Origin of the sequence: Lysinibacillus sphaericus (assembly GCF_000600105.1) — a bacterium.
Classification (GTDB): Bacteria; Bacillota; Bacilli; order Bacillales_A; family Planococcaceae; genus Lysinibacillus; species Lysinibacillus sphaericus.
This window is the reverse complement of record NZ_CP006837.1, coordinates 4,080,369-4,093,983: the sequence shown is the minus strand read 5'-3', so window position 1 is coordinate 4,093,983 and position 13,615 is coordinate 4,080,369. Positions and strand designations below refer to the sequence as shown.

The following is a 13,615-nucleotide window of genomic DNA, read 5'->3' as shown; positions in this document are numbered from 1 at the left end:
ATGAACTTTGAAACAGTCATTGGTTTAGAAGTACACGTTGAGTTAAAAACAAACTCAAAAATCTTCTCGCCAGCGCCAGCTCACTTCGGTGCTGAACCAAATACAAACACAACAGTAATCGACCTAGGCTACCCTGGTGTCCTACCTGTCTTAAATAAAAACGTTGTAGATTTCGCAATGCGTGCAGCACTTGCATTAAACATGGAAATCGAACAAGAAACAAAATTTGACCGTAAAAACTACTTCTATCCAGATAATCCGAAAGCTTATCAAATTTCACAATTCGATAAGCCAATCGGTAAAAACGGTTGGATTGATATTGAAGTAGATGGTTATACAAAACGTATCGGTATTACACGTCTTCATATGGAAGAAGATGCTGGTAAACTAACGCATGCTGGTGACCACTCACTTGTGGACTTTAACCGTCAAGGGACGCCGCTTGTAGAAATCGTGTCTGAGCCAGATATTCGCACAGCAAATGAAGCGTATGCCTACCTTGAAAAATTAAAATCCATTATCCAATATACAGATGTTTCAGACTGTAAAATGGAAGAAGGTTCACTGCGCTGTGATGCCAACATTTCGATTCGCCCATATGGCCAAGAGGAATTCGGTACAAAAACAGAGCTTAAAAACCTGAACTCATTCAACTACGTACGTCGTGGGATTGAGCACGAAGAGTTACGCCAAGCGGACGTATTACTTTCAGGTGGCGTGATTGATCAAGAAACGCGTCGCTTTGATGAAAAAACAGGTAAAACAATTTTAATGCGCGTGAAAGAAGGAACAGATGATTATCGTTACTTCCCAGAGCCTGACTTGGTGCGTCTGTCAATCGACGATGAATGGTTAGAGCGCGTTAAATCAGAAATTCCTGAACTGCCAGATGCTCGTAAAAAACGCTATGTTGAAGAATTAGGCTTAACACCTTATGACGCGGGCGTGCTTGTTATTTCTAAAGAAATTTCGGATTTCTTTGAAGCGATGGTAGCTGATGGTGCAGATGCAAAACTTTCAGCTAACTGGTTAATGGGCGATGTTTCAGCTTATTTAAATGCTGAACAAAAAGATTTAAAAGATACAGCATTAACACCAGAAAACCTTGCTGGTATGGTGAAGTTAATTACGGACGGTACAATTTCTTCTAAAATCGGTAAAAAAGTATTTGCTGAATTAGTAGAAAATGGCGGTTCAGCTGAAGACATTGTAAAAGCAAAAGGTTTAGTTCAAATTTCAGATGAGAGTGCCTTATTAGCAATTGTTACAGAAGTATTAGATAACAATGCACAATCAATCGAGGACTTTAAAAATGGTAAGGATCGTGCAATTGGCTTCTTAGTCGGTCAAATTATGAAAGCGACAAAAGGCCAAGCGAACCCACCAATGGTTAATAAATTATTACAACAAGAAATTGCTAAACGCTAATTTTTTGCTATTACAACGAGTCAAGAAAGTGTCTTCACTTTCTTGGCTTTTTAAATGTAAAGACTGTACATACTAACAAAAAGTAGCACTTAATAGTTGTCTAAAAAGAGTATTCATAGCAAAATATAGAATAGAAACAATCACATCACTTAAAAAGGGGATAGTATATGAAAACTGAGCAACAATATTTTGAAGAAGCCATTTCAATTCAACAATATATGGATCAGATGACGACGCTAAAAGAAGATAGCTTTCTAATTTATGATGGTTTTGAAGTGCCAACAAACGATGGTTTTGTAACGTTACTGAAGGACAAGCAACCTAAAATTTTAACCATTACAGAAGATTGGTGCGGCGATGCAATGCTAAATAATCCAATTATTCGCCGTGTTGCTGAAGCAGCTGGATTAGATATGCGTACAGTTTTCCGTGATGCAGATACAGATTTAATCGACCGTTATTTAACAAATGGTGGACGCGCGATTCCGATGTATATTTTATTAAATGAGTCGGGACAAGTGATAGGTAAATGGGGACCACGTGCGCCAGAGTTACAGGATATTGTTGTGAACAAAAGAGCGACGTTGCCAGATAAAGAAGACCCGAATTTTGAGGAAGCACAAAAATCGCTTTACGCTGAAATTCGTGAAGACAATATTACTAACAAAACAAATTGGACTTATGTATATGAAGATTTCAGAAAACATGTAACAGCAGCATTACAAAAATAAAACACTTTGTTAGCGCCAGAGGTGTTTGCACTGGCGTAGTAATAGTAGTGCAACATTTCAACGAAAAATTCGTTGAAAGTATTAGAATCTTATGAAGCAGGAAGGTATGTTATGAAACGAGCAAGAATCATTTATAATCCTACATCTGGGCGAGAAGTGTTTAAAAAGCATCTACCAGAAGTATTGGAGAAACTAGAGGTAGCAGGCTATGAGACATCTTGTCACGCAACAACTTGTGAAGGTGATGCAATAGAGGCAGCAAAAAATGCAGTAGAACGTGGATTTGATATTATCATAGCAGTTGGTGGCGATGGGACGTTAAATGAGGTTGTTTCTGGTGTAGGCCAATTCGAAAAACGTCCGAAAATTGGTCTAATTCCTATGGGGACAACGAACGATTTTGCACGTGCTGTCCATATACCACGAAATATTGATGAAGCCGTTGATATTATTATTAAAGGCGATACCTTACCAGTTGATGTTGGATTGTTAAATGGAGAACGCTATTTCATCAATATTGCTGCTGGAGGACGTATTACTGAGCTAACGTACGAAGTACCTAGCAAAATGAAAACAATGCTTGGACAGCTTGCCTACTATTTAAAAGCAGTTGAAATGATTCCATCTATTAAGGCATCACATATGCGTATTGAATATGATGGTGAAGTATTCGATGGCGATGCCATGATGTTTTTATGTGGCTTAACGAATTCAGTAGGAGGCTTTGAAAAGCTTGCACCAGATGCGAGCATAAACGATGGCTACTTCACATTAATAGTATTAAAAAAAGTAAGCTTGCCAGAATTTATTCAACTTGCAGCAATGGCTTTACGAGGCGAGCATTTAAAGGATGATCGCGTTATTTATAAAAAAGCAAGTGTCGTAAAAGTAACGACGGATAGTGAAGTTCATTTAAATTTAGATGGTGAATATGGTGGAGATGCGCCTGCGACTTTTGAAAACTTAAAACGCCATATTGAAATTTTTGTACCAATTGAAGATATTCGTGAGGAAGACCGTATTTAGATTAACAAAAAGCGTAAATTTATTTTATGAATTTACGCTTTTTGTATTTTATTTCCATATAATGAAGGGTTGTGAACGAATTAAGAAAAATGTTTGGCAAATGTGCGTATATTACTTGAACAAAATTTGAAACCTTTATAATAGGCCGAAATATCGGACCATTATAAAGGTTTTTTTCGTTGGAATAGTGGAAAATATGGGTATGGGAAAGGGAAAGGAAGTGGTGCAGTTGTATAAGTCACAGGAAAAAAAGCTTATTTGGTTAAGTTTTGGTGTTGCAATTATCATGCTACTTTCCATACTTGGAAGAATATTTGGAAGTTAGGAGGGCAATGAGATGATTAATGAATCAGCAGTCTTTTGGAGTCGTGCGTTAACGGAGCTTACGTTATCATTCCACATCATTTATGCAACGATTGGTGTCGGTGTGCCGTTAATGATCATGATCGCACAATGGACTGGATATAAAAAGAATGATGAACATTATATTTTGATGGCGCGACGTTGGGCACGAGGTTTCGTCATTACCGTTGCTGTAGGAGTCGTAACAGGAACAGCTATTGGATTGCAATTATCGTTACTATGGCCAAATTTTATGCAACTTGCAGGGCAAACGATAGCATTACCGCTCTTTATGGAAACCTTTGCATTTTTCTTTGAAGCCATTTTCTTAGGAATTTATTTATATACATGGGATCGCTTTGATAGCCAGAAAAAGCATATGTTACTCCTAATACCTGTTGCAGTTGGTGCATCCATGTCAGCTGTCTTTATCACAATGGTAAATGCCTTTATGAACGCACCTCAAGGTTTTGATATTGTGGACGGACAGCTTGTGAATATTCAACCATTTCTAGCAATGTTTAACCCGGCTATGCCAACAAAAGTTGCGCATGTTCTCGTTACAGCCTATATGACATCAGCATTCGTCTTGGCAGCCATTGCAGGCTACCGTATGCTCAAAGGCTCAGATCATGTTTACCATAAAAAGTCTCTATTTTTACTGATGAAAATCGGTTTAGTTTCATCAATTGCAGCAGCAATTATAGGCGATTTCTCAGGTAAATACTTAGCGGAATACCAACCAGAAAAATTAGCAGCGGCTGAATGGCATTTTGAAACAACAGATAAAGCTTCATTGGTTTTATTCGGTGTATTGGATGGCGAGGAAGTTAAGTATGCCATCAAGGTTCCTTATGCTTTAAGTATACTAGCACGCAATAATCCAAATGCAGAAGTTATTGGTTTAGATCAATATGCGGAGGAAGACAGACCACCACTTTATATACACTATCTTTTTAATATTATGGTCTTTATCGGCATGTTTATGGTATTAGTGTCTTTCCTTTACGTAGTAGGGAAACCACGAGGTTGGCGCTTTATTCATGCACGATGGTTTAGATGGATTATTGTAGCAGGTGCTCCACTGTCAATTATTGCGATTGAAGCCGGTTGGTGGCTTGCGGAAGTTGGACGTCAACCGTGGATATTATACGGTATTATGCGCACACCAGAAGGCGCTACAACGAGCGATCATGTAGATTTAATGATGCTGTTATTCACAGGTGTGTATACTGTACTTGGAATAGGAAGTACAGTCGTATTAGTTCGTATGTTTAAAAAGAATCCGATTGAACGTGAAATTGAAGATCGGCATACAGAAAAGGGCGGTGACATCATATGACATTAGAAGTGCTAGGAATTTCAGTTTTATGGATATTCCTTTTCGGTTATGTGATGGTGGCATCTATTGATTTTGGGGCAGGATTTTTCAATGCTTACAGTTTACTTATTGGAAAAAATCATGTCATAACTAATATTATTAAGCGTTATTTATCGCCTGTATGGGAAGTAACAAATGTCTTTTTAGTATTTTTCTTTGTAGGGATTGTAGGATTCTTTCCACAAACCGCCTTCTATTATGGAACGATTTTGCTTGTTCCAGTCAGCATTTCTTTAGTGTTGTTGGCAATTCGAGGGTCGTATTATGCATTTGAGGCGTACGGGGCACGCGGACATATTGGTTACACGCTGACATATGGCGTATCAGGTTTATTGATTCCAGCTTCGCTCTCTGTTGTCTTTGCTATTGCAGGTGGCGGTTATGTAGACATTGTGGAAGGGCAACCTGTATTGAATTATTGGACATTATATACAAGTACATTTGCTTGGAGTATTGTCGTATTAAGTATAGCGGCAGTTCTTTATATATCTGCAGTATTTTTAACGTGGTATGCACATAAAGCAACTGATGTAGAGGCTACAAATTTAATGCGAAAATACGCCCTTATTTGGGCAGCACCTTTAATGATTAGTGCACTTGGTATTATGTATGAGATGAAATCCATTAACCCTGAAAGCTATCAGCATATGGTTAATTTATGGTGGATGTTTGCTATTTCTGCCGTATTATTTATCATTACAGTGATATTACTATGGATGCGAAAAAATTACGGTCTTGCAGTAGGATTATTAATCGCTCAGTTCGCGGTAGCATTTTTCGCCTATGGCATCGCACAATATCCATATTTACTGTATCCGTATTTAACAATTTACGATAGCTTCACAAGCACGCAAATGGCCATTGCATTAGTCATCGTCTTTATTTTAGGATTATGCTTACTTCTGCCTTCGCTTTATTTATTGTTGAAATTATTCCTATTCAACAAAAATTACGTGACAGGAAAAGAAGACCATCATGCATAGGGGGATATAGGTATGGAAAAAATCGAAATATTTTATGCGCCGTTTATAGTCGTCATTATTAGTATCATCATTATGTTTTGGTGGGCACCAAAGGATGATTATGTAAGAAAAAATAAGAAAGAGAGTCGCGAATAGCGGCTCTTTTTTAGCAAAATTAGCACAACCTGATAAATTCAAGCCTTGTTCTTTTTTCCTCCGCTATCACATGCTACAATAAGGAGATTGAAATGGAGGATGTACGAATGTCAGCACCCGTAAAAAAGAATGACCAACTTACAGTTTATATAGAAGATTTAACACATGATGGCAATGGTGTCGCAAAAGTCGAAGGCTATCCATTATTTATCCAAGGGGCTTTACCGAATGAAACAGCAGAAGTCCATGTTTTAAAAACATTAAAAAATTATGGCTTTGCAAAAGTCTTGGATATTTTAAAGCCTTCACCTGATCGAGTAGAAGCACCTTGTGATTATTTCAAGCAATGTGGGGGCTGTCAGTTACAGCACTTATCGTATGAAGGTCAGTTAAAGTGGAAGGAAAATATGGTGCGTAATGTTATGCAACGTCTAGGCAAAATCGACGCACCCGTTTTACCAGTGAAAGGGATGGAGGAACCATGGCAATATCGTAATAAGGCCCAAATTCCATTTTCCACAAATGACGCCGGTCAAGTGATTGCTGGTTTTTACAAAACAAAATCCCATACCATTGTCGATATGGATCGCTGTCTCATTCAAACGGGCGAGGCAGACGCAATTCTTTCTGGTCTTAAAAAAGAATTAACAGCTATCGGCATGCAACCATACAATGAGGCATCACATGAAGGCATGCTACGTCACGTCGTAATCCGTACAGCACGTGCAACAGGTGAGGTCATGGTTGTACTTGTGACGAAAAAGAAAAAATTCCCGCAAAAAGATGCCGCTGTAGCGAGCATAATAAAGCTAGTACCAAATGTTACATCCATTATGCAAAACATCAATAGCGATAAAACAAACGTTATTTTTGGTGATGAAACGATTAACCTTTGGGGCAAAGACATCATTATTGACGCTATCGGCGATGTACGCTTTGAAATTTCAGCACGTTCTTTCTATCAGGTAAATCCGCAGCAAACCGAAGTGCTTTACAAGCAAGCGCTTGACTATGCTGATTTACAAGGACATGAACGTGTCATTGATGCCTATTGCGGCATCGGTACCATCTCTTTATTCCTAGCACAAAAAGCAAAAGCGGTGATGGGTGTTGAAATCGTACCCCAAGCCATTGAAGATGCAAAACGCAATGCAGAGCTGAACGGCTTTACCAATACGTACTTCGAGGCAGGCCCAGCAGAGGAAGTCATTCCACGCTGGTATAAGGAAGGCAAGGAAGCGGATGTCCTAGTTGTCGACCCACCACGTAAAGGATGCGACGAAGCCCTTTTACAAACGATTTTAGAGCAGCGTCCTAAACGCGTAGTATACGTATCATGTAACCCAGCCACACTCGCACGCGACCTACGCATCTTGGAAGATGGCGGATACAAAACACAAGAAATACAACCAGTTGATATGTTCCCGCACTCTACACATGTGGAGTGTGTCTCGCAACTCATTTTATACAAAGACAACTAACGAATCGTTTGTTGTCTTTGTATAAAGTTTTATGCCCCTTCTAAGAGATTGACTAAGATATAGTGTATATGGATTTTACCTTCGTGTGTACAAGTAATCCGCTCAATTAATGGATGAAGAGTTTGAGGTGTCAGTTTATCTAATGAAAGAATATCTTTCAACTTTTTGCTGATAGAAACTGCGTAATTTTCATCTTCACATTCGTTTATTTTTTCATACTGTTGAGTTTTCTTATTTTGGAGTCCCTTTTATTTTATCATCTGTAGTTTGCGGTACTCGACTAACTCTTCTCTTGAGATATATCATCAGTAATTAAATCGACGTAATCCAACTTCTTTTGCTTTTAAGCATTAATTTCAGATTGAGTTTTTTTGTAACTCTTTCTGAATCTGATGCTTTTTATTATTGAGCATTTTCAATAAAGTCTGTACAAAGCTTTCTTCTTTTATAGGGGTTTTAGGTCATTCATGATTTAGACCACCACTGTTTTAACTTTCCCTTCTTTTATTAAACGAATTAGTTGCATTAGATTCGGTCTTTGATTCATTTTTAGTTTCGTTGCTGGAACATCATGATCATCAAGACAAATAATAAAATTTTCTTCGTCACTAAATCCCAATGACTCAAGATACTGTTTTGCAGCTGCTTCTTGTAGTTCAAGACTTTAAGTAACGGAACTTACCCGGTTTTAGATAATAACTAGATTTAAAATAGTAGAGAATTTATAATATACTTATTACATTTAGGGGGTTATATTATGGCAAATATTCCAGCTAAGATAATTGAAAGAAAACTAAAAAAAGAAGGAGTTAACGTTGAGGGTTATTCCATAATTGAAGGAATTGAGTTTGATTATATTGAAGAAGCAAAAACATTAGGAATGGATGATGGTATAACTGAGGAATATGATTTTTTATCTGAATTTTCTATAAATGACCAAATTCTTACTTTCTATGGAAGTGTGGTGGAAGAGTACTTACAAATTTCGCCAAATCAAGAAGTTCCATATTATTATCCATATTTAGATTATTGTAAGATTACAGGTGATGGAAAAGAGGAAATAATTGTCGAATTGGACGTATATTGGAAGAAGTGTTGATTTTAATCTTAAACAGGGGTGTTATTTGTATAGATAAACAAGTACTATACAATAAAATGCAATAAATGGTTTTTGCTTAGGTTAACCAAGCATTTTTAATAAACTCACCAATTTTTCATGTGTTGCCACATACATTCCGTACATGTTAGAGTGCTGTGTTTCGCTTAGGAAATAGTCTATTGGAGTAGGTTTCTGTCCATTTGGAGTGGAAACCTATTCTTTTATATGTTTCTTCAATTAGTTTTTTTCATGATCATACGTTATGGTATGCTTAAAACATTTGCATTATATTTGGGAAGGAAGGTCGATTCATGGATCAATTGACAGCATACATCGATGAATCTGGAAATTCAGGTGTGAAAATATTTAGTGGTGGAGACAAGTTTCATTGGGTTGGAGTAATGTTGTCATCTTGTGATGTGGATTCAACTCTGAAGAGGATTATAAAATTAGCTCAGACGGAAGGTTTCAATGAACTACACGGAGGCGAGCTAGGATTAACGCGGCTAAACAGACTCGCGGATAGTTTAATTGAACTTTATGAAGAATTAGATGTAACTTTTGTTTTTACTCGGGTAGAAAGAGAACATGTTGCAACAATGAAGTTTGTAGATCTTGTTTTTGACCCCGAGAACAATGAGGCTGTCCCTTCCGAGATGTATAACATAGAATTCTTTAGGTTAATGACAGCTTTATCTGTAGCAAAAACACTGACCAATGAACATCGTCGAAGGTTCTGGGACGTGTTAAGCATAGGTGAAAAAGGTGTTCCTAAATTTGTTGAACTTATGCAGGATATTAAAGAGCATGCTCTAGACAACGATGAGTTTATTTACGAAAAGGACTTGTTTTGCGAAATCTTCGATTATGCAGCTACTAATCCGATTCAAATTCTAGAACTAGATATCTTAAGTAAAGAATTAAAACGTATACAATCTGAAGGGATTACGGATGAGTTCGATGATGTATATAGAAATAATGCGAAATACAGATCTGCAAACTTAGCTACTTTTAATATGTCAGTAGATGCATTGCATAAAGTACTAATGGATAATAAGAAAGTGATCTCTCGGGTAGTTCACGACGAGCAGACTGAGTTTGATAAACAACTTAAAAATGCATTTGCTCTTACAAGTAAAGTAACCGTTACTTCAGATCCGTTTGAATATTCAAAAGCAGGATTAATGGAAACCTTCTCGGGAGACATCGAGTTTATTAACTCTTCACAGAACGCCGGAGTTCAACTCATTGACGTGGCGCTATGGATAATGAAAAAAGTCAATGACTCAGAAGTTGAACTAACTGATAGATGTGCAGTGCTCTATGATGCTATTGTTAAACGAGCATATTTTAATGGTTTTTGGCTTGATAAATTGGTGCGGACTCTTTATAGGATGGTGCAAGAGAAGGGGGGCATTGATTAGTATAATTTAGACAGTGAATATTCTAACGATGACAAAACGCTTTTGTGAGATGGGATTGGGCATCTGAAAAGTGCTGGAAAGAATAATAGCACAATATTTTTTGAAATGTCAGTTGAAGGAGGAGTGTGTAAACACCGACTCCTGATGATATATAGCAATGTAGAGAATTAGACGCATATTATTTGGTGAGAAGGCTATACCATATGGTTAATGAAGTAATAAATATTTTAATTTAAGCAAGTGTTTAATTTTATTTTGTGTTTTAGAAATGTTTTCAGATCTAAACGTGCTAACATTTGCTAATGATATCCTGTGAAAAACGACAAAAATTCATTAAAATGTTATAATGAACATTTTTACAAATATAAATATACCATACTCTCACCTTACGTTCGGCATGATGTAATAACTAAAGTACTTTTGATTTATCGCTTCTTTATTAAGGTTGAAAATCAACAAATGGCTAATTGCTCTTTAAAAGGAGTGGTTAGCTTTTTTTGCGAAGAAAAATATATTGGGATTTTAATACATAAAAAATACAATGTTTTATAATTTTCGACAAATAATATTTTGAATGTAGTATATTAGATAATTAGGAAGCTATTGTTCAATATTTTTATTTTGTTCCTTTTTTAAGTTATAAAACCAAAAAATGAAAGGGCTGTGTAAATAGTGGCTAAAAAAACAGATTTAAAAACTTATATTCAAACCATAAATATAGATAGATTTAGAGGTTTAAGTAATATAGATATTAATTTAGGTGAGAGAATTACAATAATAAGTGGGAAAAATGGAACTTCAAAATCTACAATTTTAGGAATTGTTGCACAAGTCTTTAGTTTTAGAACAGATTACTCAGAAGATATTGTTGAAAGAGATAATTTAAGACAGTATAAAAGTTTATTTGATAAAAGTTTTGAATCGCCTTTTTCTGACCATTTTAGGTTTTCTTCGGAATTTGATGTGAAAGGAAGTATGGAGGTAAGATTAAGCATTTTTGATGCACTAGAAGATAAATTGAAGGAAAATTTATCGCTTACTTTAAATGAATCAAAAGATCGAAGTAAAGCGCGTCCCATATTGAGAGGAAATAGTGACAGAAACATTACCCACCCAGTTATTTACTTAAGCCTTAAACGATTATTACCCATTAGTTCTAGAGAAAAATATATTGAGCAAAATGTTCAATATATAAAAGATAATCTAAGCTACGTGACAAGACTTTCAAATCAAATCCTTCTTCAACACAAAATAACGAATATAACACCTACTACAGGAACTCTACCTTCGCTAGCTATTCACGGAGAAAATTATGATAAGGAAGCCATTTCTGCAGGAGAGGATAACGTAGGTCAAATAATACAAGCCATTTTATCTTTTAAAAAACTGAAAGAGGAATTTTCAAATTATAAGGGGGGAATATTATTAATAGATGAAGCTGATGCAGGATTATTTCCAGCAGCTCAAAAGGAATTAATTAAAATTTTAGCTCAATTGGCTAAAGAATTAAATTTACAAATAATTATGACCTCTCATTCGCCAATCATGGTACAAGAGGTTTTCGATTTACAACAAAAGGATTCAAGAAACTATAAAACTATATATTTAACAGATACTTATGGTAAATTACAGGTATTAGAGGATATTTCTTGGACAGATATTGATGCAGATCTAAATGTAGAGACAATTGATGTTGGGAATGAGGTACAATTACCTAAAGTGAATATTTATTTTGAAGATAAAGAAGCTAGTGACTTTTTTAATGCTTTAGTAACAAATCGCAAACTAAGAAAGCCATCTCTTCTACTTAGTGATATAACTTTGGGATGTAAACAATATCTAACTTTGCATGATAGGAATATTCCAGAGTTCTCTAAAGAAAGCATTATTATTTTGGACGGTGATCAACAATTCGCAAAAGGTAAATATAAAAATATTATTTTGTTGCCAACACAAGTACCTCCAGATCAGCTAGTTTTCGAATTTTTATACAACTTACCTTCAGACGATGATTTTTGGAGGAATAGTAATCGTTTTACGAAAAGTGTATTTTTAAGAATAGCTAATGATATAATTGGGCTACTAGAGATTAAGGGGAATGAAATAATAAATATTTCTAAATTAGTAGATATATATAGATCGTCTAACGCGAATAAAGCAGGAATAGTTAGAGAGAAATTTAAAGAGTTTTATAAAAATGAGCAGCTTCAAAGGTTGATTAAAGGGCCAGTGAAAAGTAATCCATTTAGGTTGTGGTGTGAAAATAATAAAGAGACAGTTCGAGAATTTAATTTACAATATGAAAAAGCACTAAAATCTATTTTAATTAATATAAAGAAAGCACCCAAATCATTGATTGAAGAGTTTTATAAAACCTCGTAAGGTTTAATTAATATATAAAAGGTAGGAATCCAAATGCCATATACAAAATCTCCATTAAGGTACCCGGGAGGAAAGACTCAACTTCATAAGTTTGTCTCTCATAACATGGAATTGAATGGTGTTGTGGAAGGGGTGTATTGTGAACCATTTGCTGGAGGGGCTGGGGTTGCAATTGAGTTACTATTAACCCAAAAAGTGGAAAGAGTAATTTTAAATGATTTAAATAATGGAATTTATTCTATTTGGTATTCAATTCTTAATGATATTGAGAAATTTATAGATAAAATTGAAGAGATTGAGATAACTATAGATGAGTGGCTTGTTCAAAAGAAAATTTATAGTGAACTAATAAATTCTGGATATAGTATTGATTTGGCGTTCGCTACCTTCTTCTTGAATAGAACATGTAGATCTGGAATCATAACGGGCGGACCTATAGGTAATATGGAGCAGACAGCTAAGGATAAAATAGATGCAAGATTTAATAAAAAGACACTTATTAAGAAAATAAGAGAAATCAATCGTAAACGTGATTGTATTGATTTATATAATTTAGATGCTAATGCATTAATAGATGAAGTTATTATCCATGAAGATCCTAGTAAGTTATTTATATTTTTTGATCCACCATACTATAAGCAAGGGAAAAATTTATATACTAACTTTTTTCAACATAACGATCATGTTTTATTATCTGAAAAGATTAGAAAATTGAATAATTATAATTGGATTGTAACATATGATTTTGAAAGCGCAATAAAAGATATTTATTCAGGCTATCCTATTCGATCTTATGACTTAAATTATTCTGTAACAAAAAAAAGAAAGGAAAAAGAGTACTTAATTTTCAACCCGAATTTGAATATTGAATCATATGATAAAGTAGAATTAAATAATTTATAATAAATTGAGAAATGACACTTCTATAAAATGGATTATGCCAATTAATTGGTAGCGAATGGTCGTTAATAAAATACAAATACCTAAATTTTAAAGCATATATGAAATAGTTTGGCATGGAGCCACTAGCAATACGATTTAGGCTAAGAACACCTAGCAACGAGCTAAATTAGCAAAATAGCCTATTATATCGCCTACTCCATGTAAAGTGTCGATATATGTAAATTTATACTTACTCTTAATGACTATTTAGTGAATTCCTAAGGCCATAACCATAGAAAAAGGGGATTGTCTGATATAATG

11 protein-coding genes are annotated in these 13,615 nt (G+C 35.3%); all 11 read left to right on the top strand.

The features are described 5' to 3' along the window. The 11 genes from gatB to T479_RS19840 all read left to right on the top strand — a co-directional run bounded on the left by gatB (position 1) and on the right by T479_RS19840 (position 13,315). Complete coding sequence (gatB, locus tag T479_RS19885; RefSeq protein WP_024364475.1) at positions 1-1,428, top strand: Asp-tRNA(Asn)/Glu-tRNA(Gln) amidotransferase subunit GatB; 1,428 nt, start codon at positions 1-3, stop codon at positions 1,426-1,428. Between the two features lie 167 nt (positions 1,429-1,595). Next, entirely contained in the window at positions 1,596-2,159 is a 564-nt protein-coding gene (locus tag T479_RS19880) for a thioredoxin family protein (RefSeq protein WP_024364476.1), read from the top strand. A gap of 111 nt (positions 2,160-2,270) precedes the next feature. Further along, the gene (locus T479_RS19875; protein WP_024364477.1) at positions 2,271-3,185 is read left to right on the top strand and encodes a diacylglycerol kinase; all 915 of its coding nucleotides are present in this window, start codon (positions 2,271-2,273) and stop codon (positions 3,183-3,185) included. A gap of 337 nt (positions 3,186-3,522) precedes the next feature. Continuing rightward, positions 3,523-4,869 (top strand): cytochrome ubiquinol oxidase subunit I, encoded by a 1,347-nt coding sequence (locus T479_RS19870; protein WP_024364478.1) that lies wholly within the window; start codon positions 3,523-3,525, stop codon positions 4,867-4,869. Further along, positions 4,866-5,891 (top strand): cytochrome d ubiquinol oxidase subunit II, encoded by a 1,026-nt coding sequence (locus T479_RS19865; protein WP_024364479.1) that lies wholly within the window; start codon positions 4,866-4,868, stop codon positions 5,889-5,891. Before T479_RS19870 ends, T479_RS19865 begins: the two co-directional genes overlap by 4 nt. A 12-nt stretch (positions 5,892-5,903) precedes the next feature. Then, on the top strand, positions 5,904-6,026 hold the full coding sequence (cydS, locus tag T479_RS24240) for a cytochrome bd oxidase small subunit CydS family protein (RefSeq protein WP_255313777.1): 123 nt from the start codon (positions 5,904-5,906) through the stop codon (positions 6,024-6,026). A 107-nt stretch (positions 6,027-6,133) separates the two neighbouring features. Further along, positions 6,134-7,507 (top strand): 23S rRNA (uracil(1939)-C(5))-methyltransferase RlmD, encoded by a 1,374-nt coding sequence (rlmD, locus tag T479_RS19860; RefSeq protein WP_025220651.1) that lies wholly within the window; start codon positions 6,134-6,136, stop codon positions 7,505-7,507. A gap of 757 nt (positions 7,508-8,264) precedes the next feature. Further along, a complete protein-coding gene (locus tag T479_RS19855; protein ID WP_025220650.1) occupies positions 8,265-8,606 on the top strand; it encodes a hypothetical protein in 342 nt (113 codons plus the stop codon). A gap of 311 nt (positions 8,607-8,917) precedes the next feature. Then, positions 8,918-10,030: a DUF3800 domain-containing protein gene (locus T479_RS19850; protein ID WP_025220649.1), complete on the top strand. Its 1,113-nt coding sequence runs from the start codon at positions 8,918-8,920 to the stop codon at positions 10,028-10,030. Positions 10,031-10,702: 672 nt separating this feature from the next. After that, positions 10,703-12,412, top strand: a complete 1,710-nt coding sequence (locus tag T479_RS19845; RefSeq protein ID WP_025220648.1) for an AAA family ATPase — start codon at positions 10,703-10,705, stop codon at positions 12,410-12,412. Positions 12,413-12,445: 33 nt separating this feature from the next. After that, positions 12,446-13,315 (top strand): DNA adenine methylase, encoded by an 870-nt coding sequence (locus tag T479_RS19840; RefSeq protein WP_025220647.1) that lies wholly within the window; start codon positions 12,446-12,448, stop codon positions 13,313-13,315. Positions 13,316-13,615 lie beyond the last annotated feature (300 nt).